Below are 22,138 nucleotides of genomic sequence, written 5' to 3' on the forward strand. Positions count from 1 at the left end.
GGAAGTGATCGTCATGGCAGGCGTTCCGTCCATCGTCCCGACCCTGCTCTACCGCGACGCGAAGGCGGCGATCCAGCAGCTGACGGAGGCGTTCGGCTTCACCCAGGTCTCGGTCTACGAGGGTGACGGCGGCGCCGTGGTGCACGCCGAGCTGTCGTACGGGAACGGCGCGGTGATGCTCGGCAGCAAGGGCACCGGCGGCGCCTTCGACAAGGCCATGGAGGGCGCCGGCCCGGCCGGGGTCTACGTCGTCGTGGACGACGTGGACGCGCACCACCGCCGGGCGGCCGAGCACGGGGTGGAGATCGTCATGGAGCCGACCGACCAGGACTACGGATCGCGGGACTACATGGCGCGCGACGGCGAGGGCAACGTCTGGAGCTTCGGCACGTACGCGCCGCAGGTCTGACCCGCGGCGCGCACCCGTCCGTTCGGGTCCGCCCCGGCTACGCCCCGCCGGTGTGGACCTGGAAGGCCGCCCGGCGGACGGCCTTGGCCAGGGCCGGGTCGGGGTGGGCGGCGGCCAGTGCCACCAGGACCTGCACGGTGCGGGGGTGCCCCACCGCGCGGACCTCGTCGAGCAGTCGGGGGACGGTCGTGCGGACGGCCGAGTCGAGGTGGCGCGCCAGCAGGTCGGCCTCGCCGTGGTCGGCGATGGCGGCGGCCGTGTCCACCCAGAGCCAGGTCGACTCCTCGGCGGTGAGGACCTCCTGGGCCTCGTCGGGGTCGACCCCGTCGTGCTCGGCGAGCCACAGCAGGGCGTAGGGGCGCAGGGCGGGTTCGCGCACGGCGGCGCGGACCTCGCGCTCGGCGGGGGCGCCGACCACGCGCAGCGCCTCGAAGGCCAGGCCGCGCAGGAGGGCGTCCTCACCTCGGGCGGCGTGCAGCAGCTCGCTGACGGCGTGCCCGACGGGCCGGGCGGCGAGCCAGGCCTGGTACTCGGCGCGGGCCGGTCCCGGGGTCAGCCGGGCGCAGCCGTGGAGCATGGCGGCGGCGGACTGCTCGATGTTTCCGGCCGGGCTCTGCGCGGCGACGCAGATCTGCTCCAGCTTGACCCAGACGGCCCAGCTGCCGAGCGGGGTGAGGGTGGCCCGCGCGGGGCCCAGGGTGACGGCGTCGACGGCGGCGAGGCCCCCGAGCGCCCAGCGCAGCAGCCGGGCGAGGGGAAGGGGCCGCGATTCGGCGGGCGCGGCCTCGCCGGCCGGGTCCCGGGATCCGGCCGGCTCCCCCGCGTACGGGACCTCGCAGCGTTCGTCGCGCAGTTCGGTGACGCGCTGACCGAGGAGGTCCAGCAGGTCGGGGACGGTCACGGGACCGGCCGACAGCTGGAGGAGGGAGAGCAGCTGGGGCATCGCCTCGACGACCTCGGCGACGGCCCCGGGGGCGATGTCGGCGGGGGCGGGGTGGACGAGGGACCAGGCGTCGAAGAGGGCCACCCAGCCGCGCAGGACGGCGGTGTCGTCGCGGTCCCAGGCGCGCAGGCGCCAGCCGGGCCGGGCGTGGCCGCCGTGCACCTCGACGAGGCCGGAGAGCCGGGCGCGGTCCCAGCCGACCCGGATCTGACCGTGCGTCAGACGTAGTTCCGCGGCGGCCCGTTCCACGTCGGAGGCGGGCAGCGCGCCCGCCGTCGCGGGGCGCCCGCCATCGCCCGCCCCGAGGTTCAGCTCGGCCCAGCGGGCCAGCCGTACCGCGTCGGCGAGGGAGGCGCGGGCCCGGTTCGCCAGGTCTGCCGTGGCGGGGGTGCCCGCCGGCGGCCGGGGGGCCGGCCGGGTTCGCCGGTCGGTCACCGCCTTGCGCGCCGTGGCGACGGAGCGCGGGGAGACGAGTCGGAGTCTGGAGTCGCGAGCCAACTGCTCATCAGGCTTTCGGGACGTCACGGATGCAGTCTCGCCCGTCACTGGCCGAAAGCCCAAACGGAACCAGCCGTTTCCACAGGTCACCGGATGGATGAACCGGGACAATCCGCCCCCTACGTCCCGTCCGGCACGAGCCCTTCACCCCGGCGCCGCGCGGCGCGCCCGACGGCGCGTCACATGAGGGGGGTGAGGAAGCGGCGCAGCGCCTCCTCGTACCCGGCCGGGTCGACGTTCCACATCGCCCCGTGCGGGGCGCCCCGCACGGTGTGCAGGGTGACCAGGTCGGGACGGGCGGCGGCCAGCCGTCGGGAGGGCTCCCAGGGGGCGAGCGTGTCGTCGGGCCCGTGCAGGATCAGCACCGGTACGCGCAGGGCCGCCGGGTCCGCGCCCGGGGGGCGGCGGTCGGCGCGCAGTCCGGCCCGGCCCTCGGCGGCCCGTACCGCGAGCGGGATCAGGGGGGCCGGGGTGCGGCGGGCGGCGGCGAGGGCGCGCAGGGTGGCCTGCCAGTCCATGACGGGCGAGTCCAGCACCAGTCCGGAGATCCGGTCGGCCAACGCGGAGCGTTCGGCCGCGTGCAGGGCCATGGTGGCGCCGGTGGACCAGCCGTGCAGGACCACCCGCCGGGCTCCGTAGCGCAGGGCGTAGCGGATGGCGGCGTCCAGGTCCCGCCACTCCGACTCGCCGAGGTGGCCGAGGCCGTCCGGGGAGGCGGGGGCGCCGAGGTCGCCGCGGTAGGCGAGGTCGAGGACGGGGAGGTGGTGGCGGTGCAGGAAGGGCATGACCACCATCGGGTGCTCCCGGCCGGCGCCGAGCCCGTGGACGGTGATGACCCAGGTGTCACGGGCGGCCGGCACGAACCACGCGGGCAGCGCGCCGAGCTCGCCGGGGACGTCCACGTCGGCGTGGTCGAGGCCGAGCGCGGTGCGCGGGTTGCCCAGGTGCACCTGGGGGGTGAGCGTGACCCGGGCCCGCGGTTCGAGGCTGCCGTGGGTGACGGCGAGGAGGCTGCGCACGACGGCGTCCGGGTCGTGCGGGACGTCGGGCAGGACGGGTCCGACCGCGGCGTGCACGCCGGGCGCGGACAGGCCCCAGGTGCCGGGCAGCAGTGAGGCGAGCGAACGGGTGAGCGTCACCCGGCCCGCACCGGCGGAGTGGACGCTCAGCCGGGGCCCGCCGGGCAGCGGGCGTCCGGGTTCGGGCCGCAGGGCGGCGTCGGCGGCGTACCGGCCGGCCGCGACCGCGGCTGCTCCGGCACCGATCAGGGTCGTTGTGACGGCCGCTGCCGTCGCTGTGGCGGTACGCACGGCTCCAGTGTCGGGGCGGGCCGGCGGTCGGGCCACCGGAGCCGATCGCCCCGCGCCGCCGTCCGGCGGAACCGGAACCCGGCCGACGGCCGCTCGGGGTGACGGCCGCGGCGGGGCCGGCCGGAGCCCGCCGAGGGCCCCCGCGCGTGATCTGGGTCTCTTCCGTGCCGTCGCGGGCGGGTCGCCCCGGGCCGGAAGTCCTCCCGGAAGGGGCGTGTTCGCCCCGCTCTGACGTGCACGAATCGCTATATTCGCGGTGGAACCGGGAGATAGGTCCCGATCACACGGCACACCGAGACACCACTCCGCCCGCCCCAGTTCACCTTCCGTTCATCCACGTTGCCTACGGTCGCCGAGCCAATGACGTCAAACAGAAGCCTGGGTAAATGGAGCACATAACGCTTCTCCTCGGGATCGTGATCATCACCGCTCTCGTGTTCGACTTCACGAACGGTTTCCACGACACGGCCAACGCGATGGCCACCACCATCTCGACCGGCGCCCTCAAGCCCAAGACCGCGGTCGCCATGTCCGCCGTGCTGAACCTCGTCGGCGCTTTCATGTCCGTGGAGGTCGCCAAGACGATCTCCAAGGGCCTGGTCAACGAGGAAGGCATTCAGCCGGAGGTGATCTTCGCGGCCCTGGTCGGCGCGATCCTCTGGAACCTCGTCACCTGGCTGGTCGGACTGCCCTCCAGCTCCTCCCACGCCCTCATGGGTGGCCTCATCGGTGCCGCGGTCGCCTCCGCGGGTCTCGACGCGGTCAACGGCAGCGTCGTCGTGACGAAGGTGCTGATCCCCGCGATCGCCGCCCCGCTCGTCGCCGGTGTGGCCGCCATGCTGGCCGCGAAGCTGACGTACAAGCTGGGCAACCAGGTCGGCGAGAAGACCTCCGCCAAGGGGTACCGCGCCGGTCAGATCGCCTCGGCCGGTCTCGTCTCCCTCGCGCACGGCACCAACGACGCGCAGAAGACGATGGGCATCATCACCCTGGCGCTGATCGCCGGGAACGCCCTCCCCGCCGGCGCCAACCCGCCGGTCTGGGTCATCGTCTCCGCCGGTCTGGCCATCGCGATGGGCACCTACCTGGGCGGCTGGCGCATCATCCGCACCATGGGCAAGGGCCTCACCGACCTCCAGCCGCAGCAGGGCTTCGCCGCCCAGACCTCGGCCGCGAGCGTCATCCTGGCCTCCTCCACCCTCGGCTTCTCCCTCTCCACCACCCACGCGTGCTCCGGCGCCGTCATGGGTGCCGGCCTGGGACGCAAGGGCGGTGTGGTCCGCTGGTCCACCGCCACCCGCATGTTCATCGCCTGGGGCCTGACCCTGCCGGCCGCCGCGCTCGTCGCCTCCATCGCCGAGCTCGTCATGCGCACCGGTGACATCGGCATCGCCGCGGTCACGGTCTTCCTGGTCGGTTCCTGCTTCGCCATCTGGCTGATCTCCCGCCGTCAGGTCGTCGACCACAACAACGTCAACGAGCTGGAGACCCCCGGCGCGACGGACGAGCCCGGTGTCGTCACCACGGCCATGGCCGCCGTCACCGTCCCGCCGACCACCGCCGCGGCCGGTACCACCGCCGCCGTGACCGACGAGGACCTCAAGGCCACCATCCCGGCCTCGACCGCGACCCCCGCGGCTCCGGCCGCAGCGGTCTGACCCCGAGAACGACAGAGGATTCAGCGGTATGAAGATCGACTGGGCATCACTCGGCTCCGTCTTCGGAGTCAGCCTCACCGCCACGGTCGCCCTCGTGGCCCTCTTCACCCTGGGCCTGGTGGGCCTGTCCAAGCACGAGGCAGCCACCGAACGCGGCGGCGCGGCTGTCATGGCCCGCAGCGGCGCGTACGTCTGCTTCGCGCTCTGCACGGCGGCCGTGTCGTACGGGATCTACCTGATCGTCAGCTGAGACGGTGCGTCCGAAGCTCCCTCCGGGTCTCCCGGGGGGAGCTTTCGCATGCCCCGGCGCACTACCCGCCGGCACCTCGCCCGGCACCCCGCCGCGCACCCGCCGCAGGTCAACGGCAAGTTGACGGGCGTTCTCGGTGCGTGGTGGACTGCGCGAGCCAATACGGCGGCATGGAAGAGGAAGTCCGGTGCGAATCCGGCGCGGTCCCGCCACTGTCACCGGGGCGGCGCACACGGTGCGCGCCCCGGGAGCCAGGAACTCTCGCCGCCGGACACGTCGAACCAGGGCGCGGACCCTGAGTGAGGACATAGCTGCCACCATGCGTGCCGATCGCGTCTTCGCGTACGGCGCCGCGGCGGGCCTGATCGGCGACCGGATCCTCGGGGATCCGCGCCGCGGGCACCCCGTGGCCGCCTTCGGGAGAGCCGCCGCCGCCGTCGAACGCGCCCTGTGGCGCGACGACCGCGCCCGCGGCGTCCTCCACACCCTGGTGTGCGCCGGGGGCGCGACCGCCGTCGGCGTCCTGGCCGCCCGCGCCGTGCGCTCCCGCCCCGCCGCCGCCCGCGTGGCCCTGACCGCCGCCGCCACCTGGGCCGTCGTCGGGGGCACCTCGCTGGGCCGGGAGGCCCGCGCCATCGGCGGGGCCCTCGCCGTCGGCGACACCGAGGTCGCCCGCGAACGGCTGCCCCACCTGTGCGGGCGCGACCCGCAGTCCCTGGACGGGCAGCAGATGGCCCGGGCCGTCGTGGAGTCCGTCGCCGAGAACACCTCCGACGCGGTCGTCGGGGCGCTGGTGTGGGGGGCCGTCGCCGGGGTGCCCGGCCTGCTGGCCTTCCGCGCCGTGAACACCCTGGACGCCATGGTGGGCCACAAGTCACCCCGTCACCTGCGCTACGGCTGGGCCTCCGCCCGCCTCGACGACCTGGCCGGCTGGCCCGGAGCGCGCCTCACCGCGCTGGCCGCCGTCGTGGCCGGTCCCGACCGGCGGGGAGCCGTACGCGCCTGGCGCGCCGACGCGGCCGCCCACCCCAGCCCCAACGCCGGACCGGTGGAGGCCTCCTTCGCGGGGGCGCTCGGGGTCCGGCTCGGCGGCACCCTGTCCTACGGCGGCCGGACCGAGCACCGTGCCGTGCTCAACGGGGGAACCGGGCGGCCCGTGGAGGTCGCCGACATCGAGCGGGCCGTACGCCTGTCGCGGCAGGTCACCTGGCTGGCGCTGGGCGCCTGCGTCGCGGTCCGGCTGCTGGTCTCCCGTACCACTTCGAAGGGACGGCGCGCATGAGCGGCACCGGGCGCGGCGGCGGGATGCTGGTCGCCGGCACCACGTCGGACGCGGGCAAGAGCGTGGTCACGGCGGGCATCTGCCGGTGGCTGGCCCGCCGGGGGGTGAAGGTGGCCCCCTTCAAGGCGCAGAACATGTCGCTGAACTCGTTCGTGACCCGGGAGGGCGCCGAGATCGGCCGGGCCCAGGCCATGCAGGCCCAGGCGGCCCGGGTGGAACCGACGGCCCTGATGAACCCGGTCCTGCTCAAGCCGGGCAGCGACCGCAGCAGTCAGGTCGTGCTGCTGGGCAAGCCGGTGGGCGAGATGAGCGCGCGCGGCTTCTTCGGCACGGCGGGCCCCGACCGGATCCCCGGGTCGGCCGCGCCCGGTGGGCACCGCGAGCAGCTCCTCGGCGTCGTCACGGACTGCCTGGAGCAGCTGCGGGGCACGTATGACGCCGTGATCTGCGAGGGGGCGGGCAGTCCGGCCGAGATCAACCTGCGCCGGACCGACATCGTGAACATGGGCATCGCGCGGGCCGCGCGGTTCCCCGTCGTCGTGGTCGGGGACATCGACCGGGGCGGCGTCTTCGCGTCCTTCTTCGGGACCACCGCCCTGCTGTCCCCCGAGGACCAGTCGCTGATCGCCGGATACCTGGTCAACAAGTTCCGGGGCGACGTCTCCCTCCTGGAGCCCGGCCTGGAGATGCTGCGCGGGCTCACCGGCAGGGCGACGTACGGGGTGCTGCCCTTCCAGCACGGGCTGGGCATCGACGAGGAGGACGGGCTGCGGGTCTCCCTGCGCGGCGCCGTCCGGGAGTCCGTGGTGGCCCCGCCGGTCGGCGAGGACGTGCTGCGGGTCGCGGTGTGCGCGGTGCCGCTCATGTCGAACTTCACCGACGTCGACGCCCTAGCCGCCGAGCCCGGCGTGGTCGTGCGGTTCGTGGACCGGGCCGAGGAGCTGGCCGACGCCGACCTGGTCGTCGTACCGGGCACGCGCGGCACCGTGAAGGCGCTGGCCTGGCTGCGGGAGCGGGGGCTCGCCGACGCGCTTTCGCGGCGGGCCGCCGAGGGCCGCCCGGTGCTCGGCATCTGCGGCGGCTTCCAGGTGCTCGGTGAGCACATCGAGGACGAGGTCGAGTCGAAGGCCGGCGCGGTGGACGGGCTCGGCCTGCTGCCCGTGCGGGTCCGCTTCGCCCGGGAGAAGACCCTGGCGCGGCCGGTCGGCTCGGCGCTGGGCGAGCCCGTCGAGGGCTACGAGATCCATCACGGGGTGGCCGAGGTGCTGGGCGGGGAGCCGTTCCTCGACGGCTGTCGCGTCGGCGCCGTGTGGGGCACCCATTGGCACGGCTCGCTGGAGTCGGACGGCTTCCGGCGGGCGTTCCTGCGGGAGGTGGCCGCGGCCGCCGGCCGCCGGTTCGTGCCGGCCCCGGACACCTCGTTCGGGCTGCTGCGCGAGGAACAGCTCGATCTGCTGGGCGACCTGATCGAGGAACACGCCGACACCGCCGGCCTGCTGCGGCTCGTCGAATCGGGCGTCCCGGACGGGCTGCCGTTCCTGCCGCCGGGTGCGCCGTGACGGCGCCGCGCGTCCCGGGGCCCGCCCCCTCGGACGCGGCGAGCGCGGCGGTGGACCGGCCCCGGACGCACCGGGAACACAAGAACCCCATGGCCGAAGGCCGTCGCGGCCCGATGAGCGACCGGCCCAGTCCACTCGAAGGAGTGATCAGCGGATGAGCAGCACCCACTTCCCGTTCACGGCGGTGGTCGGGCAGGACGACCTGAGGCTGGCGCTCCTGCTGAACGCCGTCAGCCCGGCGGTCGGCGGCGTGCTGGTGCGCGGTGAGAAGGGGACCGCCAAGTCCACCGCCGTGCGCGCGCTCTCCGCGCTGCTGCCGCAGGTGGACGTCGTGCCCGGCTGCAGGTTCTCGTGCGCGCCCGCCTCGCCCGACCCGGCCTGCCCCGACGGTCCCCACGAGCCCGGCCCCGGCAGCGCCCGCCCCGCGCGGATGGTGGAGCTTCCGGTCGGCGCCTCGGAGGACCGTCTCGTCGGCGCCCTCGACATCGAGCGGGCCCTCTCCGAGGGTGTGAAGGCCTTCGAGCCGGGTCTGCTCGCCGACGCGCACCGCGGGATCCTGTACGTCGACGAGGTCAACCTCCTGCACGACCACCTCGTGGACGTGCTGCTGGACGCCGCCGCGATGGGTGCCTCGTACGTGGAGCGCGAGGGCGTCTCCGTGCGCCACGACGCCCGCTTCCTGCTCGTCGGCACCATGAACCCCGAGGAGGGCGAGCTCCGGCCGCAGCTCCTGGACCGGTTCGGGTTGACCGTGGAGGTCGCCGCGTCCCGCGAGCCCGCCCTGCGGGTCGAGGTGGTGCGCCGCCGGCTCGCGTACGAGGACGATCCCGCGGGCTTCGCCGGCCGCTGGGCCGGGGACGAACGCGAGGTCCGGGCCCGGGTGGTGGCCGCGCGGACCCTGCTCCCGAAGGTGGTGCTGGACGACACGGCGCTGCTGCGGATCGCGGCGACCTGCGCCGGTTTCGAGGTCGACGGCATGCGCGCCGACATCGTGATGGCCCGCACGGCGACCGCCCTGGCGGCCTGGGCCGGGCGGACGGACGTCCGCAAGGAGGACGTCCGGCAGGCGGCCCTGCTGGCGCTCCCCCACCGGCGCCGCCGCAACCCGTTCGACGCGCCCGGCCTGGACGAGGACAAGCTCGACGAGATCCTGGACCGCTTCCCCGACGACGAGCCCGAGCCGGACCCGGAGCCCGAGGGCCCGGACGACGACGGCCCCGACGGCGGACCCGACGGCGGCGGCACTCCCCCGCCCGACGAGGGTCGGGGCCGGCCGGCCCCGCCCGCTCCCGAGGGCTCCGATGACGCCCGGTCGCCGGAGGCCGAGCCGTCCGAGCCGTCGGAACCCCGTCCCGAGCCGCAGCCCGCGCAGGGCGACGCCGGCGCCGACGGGCCCGAGCAGGCCGCCGTACGGGCCTCCGAGCCGTTCCGGACCCGGATGCTCAGCGTCCCCGGTCTCGGCGAGGGCGGCGCGGCCGGTCGGCGCTCGCGCGCCCGTACCGCGCACGGCCGGACCACCGGCGCCCGGCGGCCCCGGGGTCAGCTGACGAAGCTGCACCTGGCGGCGACCGTCCAGGCCGCGGCCCCGCACCAGCGGGCGCGCGGGCGCAGCGGAACGGGCCTGGTGGTCCGCAAGGACGACCTGCGGCAGGCGACCCGGGAGGGTCGCGAGGGCAACCTCGTGCTGTTCGTGGTCGACGCCTCCGGATCGATGGCCGCCCGGCAGCGGATGAGCGCGGTCAAGGGCGCGGTGCTGTCGCTGCTGCTCGACGCCTACCAGCGCCGGGACAAGGTGGGTCTGGTCACCTTCCGGGGTGCGGCCGCCGAGCTGGCGCTGCCCCCGACCTCGTCCGTGGACGCCGCCGCGACCCGGCTGGAACGGCTGCCGACCGGGGGTCGCACCCCGCTGGCCGCCGGGCTGCTGAAGGCCCGTGAGGTGCTGCGGATCGAGCGGCTGCGCGATCCCTCGCGCCGGCCGCTGCTGGTCGTCGTCACCGACGGCCGGGCCACCTCGGCGGGCGGCGTCGGCGGTTCGACCCCGGGCACGCCCCGCGAACTGTCCGAGCGCGCCGCCCTGTTGCTGCGTGCGGAGGGGGTCACCTCGGTGGTCGTGGACTGCGAGGCCGGTCCGGTCCGGCTGGGGCTGGCCGGGGTGCTGGCCGCGGACCTCGGCGGTCCGGCCGTCACCCTCGACGGGCTGCGGGCGGACGCGCTGGCCGGGCTCGTGAAGAACGTACGTACCTCGGTGGCGTCCACCGCCGGGCACAGCAGCAACAGGAGGGTCGCGTAATGCCTCAGGGACAGCCGTCCGTCGTTCCGGACGACGGGCTCACGACGCGGCAGCGCCGCAACCGTCCGCTCGTCTTCGTCCACACCGGCCCGGGCAAGGGCAAGTCGACGGCCGCCTTCGGCCTGGCGCTGCGCGCCTGGAACCAGGGCTGGCCGATCGGGGTGTTCCAGTTCGTCAAGTCGGCGAAGTGGAAGGTCGGCGAGGAGAACGCGCTCAAGGCGCTCGGGGAGACCGGCAAGGGCGGCAGCGTCGTCTGGCACAAGATGGGCGAGGGCTGGTCCTGGGTCCAGCGCGACGCCCAGCTCGACAACGAGCAGGCGGCCAAGGAGGGCTGGGAGCAGGTCAAGCGCGATCTGGCCGCCGAGACCCACAAGCTGTACGTGCTGGACGAGTTCGCGTACCCGATGCACTGGGGCTGGATCGACGTCGACGAGGTCATCGAGGTGCTGCGGAACCGACCGGGCACCCAGCACGTGGTCATCACGGGCCGCAACGCCCCGGAGAAGCTGGTCGGGTTCGCGGACCTGGTCACCGAGATGACCAAGGTCAAGCACCCGATGGACACCGGCCAGAAGGGCCAGAGGGGCATCGAGTGGTGATGTCCGTGAACGTGCCCCGGCTGGTCATCGCCGCGCCGTCGTCCGGCAGCGGCAAGACCACCGTGGCGACGGGCCTGATGGCGGCCTTCGCGGAACGCGGCCTGGCCGTGTCCCCGCACAAGGCCGGGCCCGACTACATAGACCCGGGTTACCACGCGCTGGCCACCGGCCGCCCGGGCCGCAACCTCGACGCCTTCATGTGCGGGCCGGAGCTGGTCGCGCCGCTGTTCGCGCACGGTTCCGCCGGCTGCGACCTGGCCGTGGTCGAGGGCGTCATGGGGCTGTACGACGGGGCCGCGGGGCGGGGCGAGCTGGCCTCGACGGCGCAGGTCGCGAAGCTGCTGCGGGCGCCGGTGGTGCTGGTCGTGGACGCCTCCTCGCAGTCGCGTTCGGTGGCGGCGCTGGTCCACGGCTTCGCCTCCTTCGACCCGTTGGTCCGCCTCGGCGGGGTGATCCTCAACAAGGTGGGTTCCGACCGGCACGAGGTCATGCTGCGGGAGGCGTTGGAGGAGGCCGGGATGCCGGTCCTCGGCGTGCTGCGGCGCGCCCCCCAGGTGGCGACCCCGTCCCGGCACCTCGGGCTGGTCCCGGTCGCCGAGCGGCGTACGGACGCCCTGGCCTCCGTGGCGGCGCTGGCGGAACAGGTCCGCGCCGGCTGCGACCTGGAGGCGCTGATGGCGCTGGCCCGGACGGCGCCGGCCCTGGAGTGCGAGCCCTGGTCGCCCGGGGCCGCCCTGGCCGAGGAGGCCGGGGACACGGCCGTCGGTCCGCTCGACGGGCGGCCCGTGGTGGCCGTCGCCGGCGGGGCGGCGTTCACGTTCTCGTACGCCGAGCACGCGGAGTTGCTCACCGCGGCGGGCGCGCGCGTGGTCACCTTCGATCCGCTGCGGGACGAGGCGCTGCCGGACGGTACGGCCGGCCTGGTGATCGGGGGCGGGTTCCCCGAGGTGTACGCGCCGGAACTGTCGGCCAACGAGCCGCTCCGCAAGGCGGTCGCCGCGTTCGCCGAGGCGGGCGGGCCGGTGGCCGCCGAATGCGCGGGGCTGCTCTACCTGGCCCGGAGCCTGGACGGGAAGCCGATGTGCGGGGTCCTCGACGCGGACGCCCGGATGTCGGAGCGGCTGACGCTGGGCTACCGCGAGGCGGTCGCCGTGTCGGACAGCGCCCTGGCGGCGGCCGGTACCCGGCTGCGCGGGCACGAGTTCCACCGGACGGTGATCGAGCCGGGCGCGGGCTCCGCGCCGGCGTGGGGGTTCACCCATCCGGAGCGCCGCGTCGAGGGCTTCGTCCGGGACGGGGTGCACGCCAGCTACCTGCACACCCACTGGGCGGCCCGGCCGTCCGTCGCCCGTCGTTTCGCGGAAGCCGCGGCGCGGCACCGGTGACCGGCAGGTGAGTTCACTCCGCGAGGCCCACGACGAGCCAGATGCCCGCCACCCCGCCCACCGTGCACATCGTGTCGACAGGGCGGGGTGTTCGTGGTGCGCCTCGGGCAGGATCTCGGCCGCCGCGAGGTACAGCAGGACCCCGCCGAAGAAGCCGAGGTACGCGCCCAGAGGTTCCTCCGGAAGGGTGAACAGCAAAGTGGACGCGGCGCCCACGACGGGTGCGGCGGCGTCCGCGAACAGCATCAGCACGGCCTTGCGGCGAGCGTTCCCGTACAGCCGGGTGAGCGTGTACGTGTTGAACCCGTCGGCGAAGTCATGGGTGATGACGGCCAGCGCGACGGCGACGCCCATGCCGCCGCCGACCTGGAACGCGGCGCCCAGCGCCACCCCGTCGGCGAGGCTGTGGCCGACCATCGCGGCGGCCGCCGTGAGCCCGACCTGGGGCACCCGGGCGCCGTCCTCGGCGCCGTGCGCGGCCTGGCGTACGGCCAGCAGGCGCTCCACGACGTGCCCGACGAGGAAGCCGGCCACGAACAGCAGCAGCGCGAGGGGGACGCCGAAGACCTCGCTGCCCGCCGCGTGCATCGCCTCGGGGAGCAGGTCGAGGCCGACGACGCCGAGCATCAGTCCTCCGGCCAGGCCCAGCACGAGGTGGCGGCGGTCGGTGACGCGTTGCGCCGTCCAGCCACCCGCCAGCGTCATCAGGAACGCGCCCAACGCCACGATCACCGCCATGTGCCCCTGAATACCGACTGCGGGGCGCGGGCGCACTTCCGTGTGCGGGTGGCGGACTACGCGGTGTTGACGCGGGAACGCGGTACCGGCGAGGAACGAACGACGTACGGACGGATGGCCGACGGGTGACCGCGACCGTGACGAGGGAGGGAGGATCCCGGTGGGTGACTACGTGACGCGGCTGGTGGTCGGGGTCGGCGCACGCGCGGGGGTCTCGGTGGCGGAGGTCTGCGCGCTGATCGAGGAGACCCTGCGGGGCGCCGGGCTCACCGTGGAGGCGGTGGCGGCGCTGGCGACCGTGGAGGCCAAGACGGCGGAGCCGGGCATCGTGGGTGCGGCGGAACGTTTCGGCGTGCCGTTGGTGGGCCATCCCGCCGAGGAACTCGCGCGGATCTCGGTGCCGCACCCGTCGGGGGCGGTGCTGGAGGCCGCGGGGACCGGCTCCGTCGCGGAGGCGGCGGCGCTGGCGGGCGGCGGGGAACTCCTGGTGCCCAAACGCCGGTCCGTGGCGGCGACCTGCGCCGTGGCCACCGTCCAGCCGCACGACCTGCGCCACCACGGGGACGCGGAGGTCCTGGACGCGGGCGGGGCGCTGGTCGACCTGGCGGTCAACGTACGGGCGGACACGCCGCCGGCGTGGCTCAAGGAGCGGATCGCGGCCTGCCTCGGGGACCTCGCCGCCTACCCGGACGGTCGGGCGGCCCGCGCGGCCGTCGCCCGGCGACACGGGCTGCCGACCGAGCGGGTGCTGCTGACGGCGGGGGCCGCGGAGGCGTTCGTGCTGATCGCGCGCGCCCTGGAGGCGGTGCGGCCCGTGGTGGTGCACCCGCAGTTCACCGAGCCGGAGGCGGCCCTGCGGGACGCCGGACACCAGGTGGAGCGCGTGCTGCTGCGGGCCGCGGACGGCTTCCGGCTGGACCCGGAGGCGGTGCCCGAGGACGCGGACCTGGTGGTGATCGGGAACCCCACCAACCCGACGTCCGTCCTGCACCCGGCGGCGACCCTGGCCGCGCTGGCCAGGCCGGGCCGGATCCTCGTCGTCGACGAGGCGTTCATGGACGCCGTCCCGGGCGAGCGGGAGGCCCTCGCCGGGCGGCTGGACGTGCCGGGCCTGGTGGTGCTGCGCAGCCTGACCAAGACGTGGGGGCTGGCGGGGCTGCGCGTCGGTTATGTCCTGGCGGAGCCGGAGGTGATCGCGAAGCTGGCGGCGGCGCAGCCGCTGTGGCCCGTGTCGACCCCGGCGCTGGTCGCGGCCGAGGCCTGTCTGGAGCCGTCCGCGCTGGCGGAGGCGGAGGCGGCCGCCGGGCGGATCGCCGTGGACCGGGCGCACCTGCTGGCCGGGCTCGCGGAGTTCGACGAGGTCACCGTGGTGGGAGAGGCCGAGGGGCCGTTCGTCCTGATCCGGGTGGAGGGGGCGATGGAGGTACGGACCCGGCTGCGGGCGCTCGGCTTCGCCGTCCGGCGCGGGGACACCTTCCCGGGCCTCGACGGGTCCTGGCTGCGACTGGCCGTCCGCGACCGGGCGACGACGGGCCGACTGCTCCAGGCCCTGGACCACGCCCTTGCCCTGGCCGGGCGGTGATCGGGGGCGACGCCCGCGGCCCCCGAACCGGCCACGGCCCCGACCCGGAAGCCGAGGAGCGACTGCCGTCGGCCGTCGGGGGTCGGGCGTCGGGCGTCGGGCGAACCGGACCGGTCACCGGCGTGCGGCGGCGGCCCCGGCGTGGGGCGGTGTGCCCGGTGAGTGACGGCGGGCCCGACGTGTGACCACGGGCCCGGCGGCGTGCCGGCCCGATCGACGGCGTGCACCCCACGTCCCCGGTGGCGACGCGGGATCCCGGACCCGGCCCCGGGAGCTGAGAAGTGACGGCCGGCGGGCCGGAACCGTCGCAGGCGTATGGCCACGGGCCCGGGGCGTTCCGGCCCCATCGACGGCGTACGGACCCCACGTCCCCGGTGCCCGGTCCGCCGTGTCCGGCCCAGGGCGTACGGCCCCCGGCAGCCCCGCGGGGTCACCCCGGTGGCGACGCGGGATCGCGGACCCGACCCCGGAAGCCGGGACACTACGCCCGGCGGGCCGGGAATGTCGCAGGCGTGTGGCCACGGGCCGGGGGCGTTCCGGCCCCGATCGCCGGCGCGCGGACCCACGTCCCCGGTGCCCGGTCCGCCGGGCGCAGGGTTCCGGCGGCGCCGCGGGGTCGTGCCGCGGCTGCGGGGGCGGGGGTGGTCCGCGGTGCGGCAAGGCGCCCCGGGGTGCGGTCCTCCTCCGGCAGGGTCCCGGCGGCGGGGCGGGCGGGGCGTGCCTACGATGGCGGCCCCGGCAGGTGTGCCGGCGGCGCGTGACGACAGGGGGCGGCGGCCGTGAAGGCTTCCATACGAATAGGCGTGGTTCTGGCGGGGCTGGTCGTGGCGGGCGGTGCGGCCGTGTACGCGGTTCCGGGTCTGCTGGACAGCGGTGCCACGGACCAGCGCCTCCAGGGCCGGCCAGGGGGGACCGAACCCGGCCCGGCGGCGAGCGGCGGCAGCCCCGGAAAGCCGTTCACGCTGGTGGCGACGGGTGACATCATCCCGTACCCGTCGATCATCCAGCGGTCGGCGGACGACGCGGGCAAGGCGGGCGAGTACGACTTCCGGAAGATACTCGCCGGCGTCAAACCGGTGGTGTCCGCCGCCGACCTGGCGGTGTGCCACCACGAGATACCGTACGGGCGGCCCGGCGGCCCCTACACCGGGTACCCGACCTTCAAGGCCCCCCACCAGCTGGCCGACGCGCTCAAGGACGCCGGGTACGACAGCTGCTCGACCGCCTCGAACCACACCCTGGACGACGGGTACGACGGTCTCGTCCGCACCCTCGACCACCTCGACCGGGTCGGGATCCCCCACGTCGGTTCCGCCCGCAGTGCCGAAGAGGCCAAGGCCCCGGCCCTGCTGTCGGCGGGCGGCGCGAAGGTCGCCCAGCTGTCGTACACGTACGGCACCAACGGAATCCCGCTCCCCGCGGGCAAGCCCTGGGCGGTCAACCTCATCGACCGGCAGCGGATCATCGACGACGCCCGGGCGGCCCGGGCCGCCGGCGCGCACGTGGTGGTGCTCAGCATCCACTGGGGCACCGAGTGGCAGACCGCGCCCGACCAGCAGCAACGCGATCTGGCGCAGGCGTTGACCGCCTCGCGCTCGGCCGACGGCCTCGCCGACATCGATCTGATCATCGGCACGCACAACCACGTGCCCCAGCCCTACGAGAAGATCAACGGCACCTGGGTGGTCTTCGGCATGGGCGACCAGGTCGCCAGCTTCGTACCGGCCGACAAGCTGCGCGGCAACCAGTCCTCGATCCCCCGCTTCACCTTCTCCCCCTCGGCGGCGCATCCGGGCCGCTGGGAGGTGGTGAAGGCCGAGTACCTCACGCAGTACTCGGACATGGGGCCCCCGTTCCGGGTGGTCTGCGCCTCCTGTTCGACCTCCGACACCGCCCTCCCGGCTGCGAAGCGCACCGAGTACGGGCGCATCGACCGTCAGGTGACCGAGGCCGTGACCTCGCGCGGGGCCACCGCCCAGGGCCTGGAGCACGCCACCCGCTGAGCCGGTCGGCGCCCGCCCGACGGGCCGTGCAACCCCGGGCCGCCGCGGCCCTGCGGGGCTCCGTCGCACCGGGTTCGTCCGGCGCGCGGAGCCCCGCCCCGCCGGGTCACGATCCCTGCGGGGCCTTGCCGCGCCGGGTGACGACGAGCGCGCACCCGCCGATGCCGAGCAGGAGCAGCGCGCCACCCGCCACGTACGGGGTCACCGAACCGGCGCCCGTCTCGGCGAGGTTGGCCTGGGCGGCGGGCTTGCCGCCCGTCGTGGTCTGCGGCTTGACTTCGGCGACGGCCGCCGGCTTGGCTTCCGGCTTCGCCGCGGGCTCGGCGCTCGGGGCCCGGCCCGTCGGGGCGGTGCAGTGCGCCTCGGCGAGCACGATCTCGCCGTCGACCTCGGCGACGTTCAACTTGGCGGGGTTCACGGCCACCTTCAGTTTCAGCGCGGTCGCGGCGGCCGTGGTGGAGGTGGTCTCCGTCGCGGACAGCTGGAGGGTGACCGAGCCGACGCCGGGCACGTCCACGACGGTGGGTCCGGCGGCGGACAGGGTGATCTTCTTGCCCAGGGCGGTCACCGAGCCGAGGACGTTGGAGGTGGCCACGGGCTTCTTGCCGGCTTCGCAGACGGCCTTGGAAGTGACCTTCTCGACCTCGATGAGGGAGAGGGCGGGCAGCCCCGGGACGTGCACGCGGGCCTTGGCGAGGTTGGCCTCGGCCTCGGCCCGGTTCTTGTCCGCGGTCGCCTCGGACGTGGCGACGTCCGCCTTGAGGATGTTGATGGGCTGCCCCTGCTCGACCCCTTCGAGGGTGACGGTGAGGGCCCTCTGCTGAGCCGTCCGGGGCGCGCTGACCTCGTTGAGCGAGGTCTTCAGCGGTACGTTCACGGTCTTGTTGAGCAGGCTCACGTCCAGTCCGGCCCGCAGGACGACCGCGCCGGAACTGCCCTCGGCGCCCTCGCCGCCACCGCCGGGGCCGCCCGTGGCGAGGGCGGGCGGAGCGGTGAGGAGGGCGACCGCCCCCGCGGCGAGCAGGGCGACCGCGGGCATGCGGAAGGTGTTGCTGTTCAAGGTGGTGGAACCCCCGGGGAGATGGGAGCCGTCGCGCCGCCAATGGGGGACATTGCGCGCGCCGACGGCCTCGACCCTGGGAATTTTTACGCACTCCGGGTGAACGGGCGGAAACCTGGAGGGAGTTCACCCCAACGGGTGGTTTCCACGCACACATTCGATTCATTGCGCCCCGACCGGCACACAAGTGCTCTCCTGCCCCGCCCGCAGGGCCCACCACCACCCTGAAAGGGCATTTCAAACGACGGAAGGGCCGCGCCGACACGGCCCGTCAACCCGGTGCGCCGGGCGGCCTGGGCACGCCGACCCCCGGCCGCCGCGCTTCAGGCGCGGACCGTCCCGTTCACGATCACCCGGTCCGGCTGCGCCAGCGCCCGTACGTCGGCCCGCGGATCGGTGCCGTAGACGACGAGGTCCGCGGGCGCGCCCTCGACCAGACCGGGCCTGCCGAGCCACTCGCGCGCCGCCCACGTCGTCGCCGAGAGGGCGTCCGGGGCCGGGATCCCGGCCTTGACGAGTTCCATGACCTCGGCGGCGACCAACCCGTGCGGCAGGGAACCCCCCGCGTCGGTGCCGACGTACACCGGGACGCCCGCGTCCCAGGCCGCCCGGACGGTGTCGTACCGCCGCTCGTGCAGCCGCCGCATGTGCGCCGACCAGCGGGGGAACTTGGCCTCGCCACCGGCGGCCATCTTCGGGAACGTGGCGATGTTGACGAGGGTCGGCACGATGGCGACGCCGTGTTCCGCGAACAGCGGGATGGTGTCCTCGGTGAGCCCCGTGGCGTGTTCCACGCAGTCGATGCCCGCCTCGACGAGGTCCCGCAGGGAGTCCTCGGCGAAGCAGTGCGCCGTGACCCTGGCGCCCAACCGGTGCGCCTCGGCGATGGCCGCCTCGACCTCGGCGCGCGGCCAGCAGGCCGTCAGGTCGCCGACCTCGCGGTCGATCCAGTCCCCCACCAGCTTGACCCAACCGTCGCCGCGCAGGGCCTCGCGGCCGACGTACTCGACGAGGTCGGCCGGTTCGATCTCGTGGGCGTAGTTGCGGATGTAGCGGCGGGTGCGGGCGATGTGCCGGCCGGCGCGGATGACCTTCGGGAGGTCGTCGCGGTCGTCGATCCAGCGGGTGTCGGAGGGGGAACCGGCGTCGCGGATGAGGAGGGTGCCGGCGTCCCGGTCGGTGAGGGCCTGCCGTTCGGCGGTCGGCGCGTCGACGGCGCCGTGGCCGTCCAGGCCGACGTGGCAGTGCGCGTCGACCAGGCCCGGCAGCGCCCAGCCGGTGACCGTGGTGACCTCGCGGGCGGTGCGCGGCCGCTCGTAGGAGATCCGGCCGCCGACGATCCAGAGTTCGTCGCGCACCTCGTGGGGCCCGACGAGCACGCGTCCCTTCACATGCATGACTGCGCCGTCATGCATGGCCATTGCATCGGTCATGTCGGCACTGTACGTGCGCGCTGGGTACGCTCGACCGGAAACCCCGGACGAAGAGAGCACCGCCGTGACCCACCCCCTCCTGGACCTTCCGCCGCTCACCGCCGAGCACTTCGCGTCGATCGAGCGGGGGGTCGCGCGGCTCCTCGACACCCGGCAGGACGTGGTGATCACCCAGGGCGAGGCGCTGCTGCCGCTGGAGGGGTGCATCCGCTCGGGGGCGCGGCCCGGCTCGACGGCGCTGAACGTCGTCACCGGCCCCTACGGGACCACCTTCGGCAACTGGCTGCGCGACTGCGGGGCGAACGTGGTGGACCTGGCGGTGCCGTTCGACACGGCGGTGACGGGCGCGCAGGTGGCCGACGCCCTCGCCGCGCACCCGGAGATCGACTTCGTGTCGCTCGTGCACGCGGAGGCGGCCACCGGCAACACCAACCCGGTCGCGGAGATCGGTGAGGCCGTACGGGCCCACGGGGCGCTGTTCATGCTGGACGCGGTCGCCTCGGTGGGCGCCGAGCCGCTGCTGCCGGACGCGTGGGGCGTCGACCTGTGCGTGATCGGCGCGCAGAAGGCGATGGGCGGCCCGGCGGGCGTCTCGGCGGTGTCGGTCTCGGAGCGCGCGTGGGCGCGGTTCGCCGAGAACCCGGCGGCCCCGCGCCGCTCGTACCTCTCGCTCCTGGACTGGAAGGAGCGCTGGATCGACGGGGGTCGCAGGACGCTGCTGCACGCGCCCGCGCAGTTGGAGATGCTGGCGCTGGAGGCCTGCCTGGAGCGGATCGGGGTCGAGGGCCCGGACGGGGTCCTGGCCCGGCACGCGGGCGCGGCCCGGGCGACGCGGGCGGGCGCCGCCGCGCTGGGTCTGTCCCCCTGGGTGCGCGATCCCGCGCAGGCCGCTCCGGTGGCGACGACGCTGCGGGTCGCGGACGCCTCCTCGCTGGTGGCGAAGGCCCTGGCGGCGGACCCGGCGGCCCCGCTCGCCGCGGGCGGCGGGGCGCTGGCCTCGGAGATGGTCCGGGTCAACCACTACGGCCCGGCGGCCTCGCCGGAGGCGGTCGAGGCGTCCCTGCGCGCCCTGGCCGCGGCCATGTCCGCCGACCCGGCGCCGGCCCTCTCGGCGGCGGCCTCGGCCTGGCGGTAGGGGCAGGGTACGGTCCCCGTCGCCGTCGAACGGCGACGGGGACCGAGGGCGGTCAGGCCGCCAGTACGTCGAGCAGCCGGTCGACGTCCGCCTCGGTGTTGTAGAGGTGGAAGGAGGCCCGCAGCGCGCCCGCGCGGGCGGCGGTGGACACGCCGGCGGCGAGCAGTTCCGGCTGCCGGGAGGCCAGGCCGGGGACGGAGACGATCGGCGCCGTGCCCGGCACGGGTTCGTGGCCCAGACGGGCCAGGCCGGCCCGGTAGCGGGCGGCGAGGGCGGTGTCGTGCGCGTGGACGGCCTCGATGCCGACCCGCTCCAGCAGGGCCAGTGCGGGCTCGGCGGCGTGATAGGCCAGGAAGGCCGGCGACTCGTCGAAGCGGCGCGCGTCGTGGGCGAGTTCCGGCATCGGGCCGTAGGTGGCTTCCCACATGGACTCCGCCGCCACCCACCCCGCGTGCAGGGGCGTCAGGTCCTGCTGGGCCTCCTCGGACACCGTCAGGTACGAGGCACCGCGCGTGCCGAGCAGCCATTTGTAGCCGGCGGTCACGGTGTACTCGTAGGGCGCGGCGTCGAAGGGCAGCCAGCCCGCCGCCTGGGTGGCGTCGACGAGCATGCGCGCGCCGTGGGCGCGCGTCGCCGCGCGGACGGCGGCGAGGTCGGCCGTCCGCCCGTCGGCGGACTGCACGGCACTGAGGGCCACCAGCGCCGTGTCGGGGCCGACGGCTCCGGCCATCCCCTCCAGGGGCGCGTAGCGGACCTTGAGGTCCCCGCGCAGGGCGAAGGGGTTGATGACGGAGGCGAACTCGTTCTCGGGGCAGAGGACTTCGGCGCCGGGCGCGAGGGAGGCGGCGACCAGCCCGACGTGGGTGGCGACGGCCGAGCCGACGGCCACCCGGGCCGGGTCGACTCCGACCAGCCGGGCGAAGGAGGCCCGTACCCGGTTGACCCGGTCGAAGTCGCCGAAGCCTGCGGGGTCCGCGGCCCCGGCCGCGTCGGCCAGGGCCCTTACCTCGGCGACGGCCGCCCGCGGGAGGATCCCGCAGGTGGCGGTGTTCAGGTAGGTGGTGGAATGCGCGAACTCGGCGCGGGACACGTCGGAGAGCGGAAGACCCATGCCGTCAACTCTGCGCCAGGATCACCCCAAAGTCCATTGCCGAGTTCTGCGCGTTCACCCAAAGGTTCACTTATGCATGGCGGATCGGGGCGCTCCGGTCCAGAGCCGGCCCCGTCCCTACTTCTGCGGGACGGCGCAGGAGCCGTCGGGCTCGCACGCGTCGACGGCGGCGGGTTCGGCCACCTCGCGGCCGGCCCAGGCCTGCTCCAGAGCCCGGGTGAACACCTCGGCCGGCTGCCCGCCGGAGATGCCGTAGCGGCGGTCCAGGACGAAGAACGGCACGGCGTTGGCACCGAGTTCGGACGCCTCCCGCTCGTCGGCCCGCACCTCGGCGGCGTAGGCGGAGTCGTCGGCGAGGACCGCGCGGGCCTCCGCCTCGTCCAGCCCGGCCTCCACGGCGAGGGTCACCAGGACCTCGGGGTCGAAGACGGAGCGCTCCTCGCCGAAGTTGGCGAGGTAGGCCAGGTCGAGCAGTTCCTCCTGGCGACCGCGGGCGGCGGCCAGGTGCAGGAGGCGGTGGATGTCGAAGGTGTTGCCGTGGTCGCGGCCCTCGGTCCGGTACGTCAGCCCCTCGGCGCGGGCGGCGGAGGCCACGTGCTCCTCCATGCCGCGGGCCTCTTCGAGGGTGCGGCCGTACTTGCGGGCGAGCATGTCCACGACGGGCGCGGTGACGCCCTTGGCGCCGCCCGGGTCGAGTTCGAAGGAACGGAAGACGACCTCCACCTCGTCGCGGTGCGCGAAGTCGGCCAGGCCCTTGGCGAAGCGGGCCTTTCCGATGTAGCACCAGGGGCAGGCGATGTCGCTCCAGATCTCGACGCGCATGTTCCTTCTTCTCTCCGGTTCCCGGGGTTGACGGTTCGAGCCGAACGGTTCGAACCGAACGGTTTGAGCTT

General features: G+C 75.0%; 17 protein-coding genes, 1 pseudogene and 1 riboswitch. Of the genes and pseudogenes, 11 read left to right on the forward strand and 7 right to left on the reverse strand.

Annotated features, from left to right (window positions below):
- Positions 1-13 precede the first annotated feature (13 nt).
- Entirely contained in the window at positions 14-409 is a 396-nt protein-coding gene (locus ACFVS6_RS12080; protein WP_389703033.1) for a VOC family protein, read from the forward strand.
- A gap of 37 nt (positions 410-446) precedes the next feature.
- Here the strand turns inward: ACFVS6_RS12080 and ACFVS6_RS12085 are convergent, their stop codons facing one another.
- Both ACFVS6_RS12085 and ACFVS6_RS12090 read right to left on the reverse strand, forming a co-directional pair.
- A complete protein-coding gene (locus ACFVS6_RS12085; RefSeq protein WP_389703035.1) occupies positions 447-1,877 on the reverse strand; it encodes a hypothetical protein in 1,431 nt (476 codons plus the stop codon).
- A gap of 152 nt (positions 1,878-2,029) precedes the next feature.
- A complete protein-coding gene (locus ACFVS6_RS12090) occupies positions 2,030-3,160 on the reverse strand; it encodes an alpha/beta hydrolase family protein (protein ID WP_389703037.1) in 1,131 nt (376 codons plus the stop codon).
- A 386-nt stretch (positions 3,161-3,546) separates the two neighbouring features.
- Here ACFVS6_RS12090 and ACFVS6_RS12095 point away from each other — a divergent pair, with 386 nt between their 5' ends.
- The 7 genes from ACFVS6_RS12095 (at position 3,547) to ACFVS6_RS12125 (ending at position 12,183) form a co-directional block, all read left to right on the forward strand.
- Positions 3,547-4,818, forward strand: a complete 1,272-nt coding sequence (locus tag ACFVS6_RS12095; protein ID WP_389703038.1) for an anion permease — start codon at positions 3,547-3,549, stop codon at positions 4,816-4,818.
- A 28-nt stretch (positions 4,819-4,846) separates the two neighbouring features.
- Positions 4,847-5,068, forward strand: coding sequence for a hypothetical protein (locus ACFVS6_RS12100; RefSeq protein WP_389703040.1), 222 nt, complete (start codon positions 4,847-4,849; stop codon positions 5,066-5,068).
- Between the two features lie 127 nt (positions 5,069-5,195).
- Positions 5,196-5,352: riboswitch (cobalamin riboswitch) on the forward strand.
- Between the two features lie 35 nt (positions 5,353-5,387).
- Entirely contained in the window at positions 5,388-6,350 is a 963-nt protein-coding gene (locus ACFVS6_RS12105) for a cobalamin biosynthesis protein (RefSeq protein ID WP_389703041.1), read from the forward strand.
- Positions 6,347-7,909 carry a cobyric acid synthase gene (locus ACFVS6_RS12110; RefSeq protein WP_389703042.1) on the forward strand — a complete coding sequence of 521 codons (1,563 nt, stop codon included), beginning with the start codon at positions 6,347-6,349 and terminating at the stop codon, positions 7,907-7,909. Before ACFVS6_RS12105 ends, ACFVS6_RS12110 begins: the two co-directional genes overlap by 4 nt.
- A gap of 154 nt (positions 7,910-8,063) precedes the next feature.
- Positions 8,064-10,199 (forward strand): putative cobaltochelatase, encoded by a 2,136-nt coding sequence (locus tag ACFVS6_RS12115; RefSeq protein WP_389703043.1) that lies wholly within the window; start codon positions 8,064-8,066, stop codon positions 10,197-10,199.
- The gene (gene cobO / locus ACFVS6_RS12120; protein WP_362878120.1) at positions 10,199-10,798 is read left to right on the forward strand and encodes a cob(I)yrinic acid a,c-diamide adenosyltransferase; all 600 of its coding nucleotides are present in this window, start codon (positions 10,199-10,201) and stop codon (positions 10,796-10,798) included. The genes ACFVS6_RS12115 and cobO overlap by 1 nt, the downstream gene beginning before the upstream one ends.
- Complete coding sequence (locus ACFVS6_RS12125; RefSeq protein ID WP_389703045.1) at positions 10,798-12,183, forward strand: cobyrinate a,c-diamide synthase; 1,386 nt, start codon at positions 10,798-10,800, stop codon at positions 12,181-12,183. Before cobO ends, ACFVS6_RS12125 begins: the two co-directional genes overlap by 1 nt.
- Positions 12,184-12,196: 13 nt before the next feature.
- On the opposite strand, the pseudogene ACFVS6_RS12130 reads toward ACFVS6_RS12125, so the two are convergent.
- Positions 12,197-12,921, reverse strand: a pseudogene (locus tag ACFVS6_RS12130) (ZIP family metal transporter).
- A 172-nt stretch (positions 12,922-13,093) separates the two neighbouring features.
- Here ACFVS6_RS12130 and cobC point away from each other — a divergent pair.
- Positions 13,094-14,503 carry an Rv2231c family pyridoxal phosphate-dependent protein CobC gene (cobC, locus tag ACFVS6_RS12135; RefSeq protein ID WP_389703248.1) on the forward strand — a complete coding sequence of 470 codons (1,410 nt, stop codon included), beginning with the start codon at positions 13,094-13,096 and terminating at the stop codon, positions 14,501-14,503.
- 779 nt (positions 14,504-15,282) lie between these two features.
- On the forward strand, positions 15,283-16,506 hold the full coding sequence (locus ACFVS6_RS12140) for a CapA family protein (RefSeq protein WP_389703046.1): 1,224 nt from the start codon (positions 15,283-15,285) through the stop codon (positions 16,504-16,506).
- A gap of 106 nt (positions 16,507-16,612) precedes the next feature.
- Here ACFVS6_RS12140 and ACFVS6_RS12145 read toward each other — a convergent pair whose 3' ends face one another.
- Together ACFVS6_RS12145 and ACFVS6_RS12150 are read right to left on the reverse strand one after the other, a co-directional pair.
- Complete coding sequence (locus tag ACFVS6_RS12145; protein WP_389703048.1) at positions 16,613-17,566, reverse strand: SCO1860 family LAETG-anchored protein; 954 nt, start codon at positions 17,564-17,566, stop codon at positions 16,613-16,615.
- Between the two features lie 323 nt (positions 17,567-17,889).
- Positions 17,890-18,981 (reverse strand): amidohydrolase family protein, encoded by a 1,092-nt coding sequence (locus ACFVS6_RS12150; RefSeq protein ID WP_389703250.1) that lies wholly within the window; start codon positions 18,979-18,981, stop codon positions 17,890-17,892.
- A gap of 82 nt (positions 18,982-19,063) precedes the next feature.
- Here ACFVS6_RS12150 and ACFVS6_RS12155 point away from each other — a divergent pair, with 82 nt between their 5' ends.
- Positions 19,064-20,134 carry a pyridoxal-phosphate-dependent aminotransferase family protein gene (locus tag ACFVS6_RS12155; RefSeq protein WP_389703049.1) on the forward strand — a complete coding sequence of 357 codons (1,071 nt, stop codon included), beginning with the start codon at positions 19,064-19,066 and terminating at the stop codon, positions 20,132-20,134.
- 52 nt (positions 20,135-20,186) lie between these two features.
- Here ACFVS6_RS12155 and ACFVS6_RS12160 read toward each other — a convergent pair whose 3' ends face one another.
- Together ACFVS6_RS12160 and ACFVS6_RS12165 are read right to left on the reverse strand one after the other, a co-directional pair.
- The gene (locus ACFVS6_RS12160; protein ID WP_389703051.1) at positions 20,187-21,245 is read right to left on the reverse strand and encodes an aminotransferase class V-fold PLP-dependent enzyme; all 1,059 of its coding nucleotides are present in this window, start codon (positions 21,243-21,245) and stop codon (positions 20,187-20,189) included.
- 117 nt (positions 21,246-21,362) lie between these two features.
- Positions 21,363-22,067 (reverse strand): DsbA family oxidoreductase, encoded by a 705-nt coding sequence (locus tag ACFVS6_RS12165; protein ID WP_389703053.1) that lies wholly within the window; start codon positions 22,065-22,067, stop codon positions 21,363-21,365.
- Between the last annotated feature and the right edge of the window lie 71 nt (positions 22,068-22,138).

It is taken from the genome of Streptomyces sp. NPDC057939 (genome assembly GCF_042887545.1).
Taxonomy (GTDB): domain Bacteria; phylum Actinomycetota; class Actinomycetes; order Streptomycetales; family Streptomycetaceae; genus Streptomyces.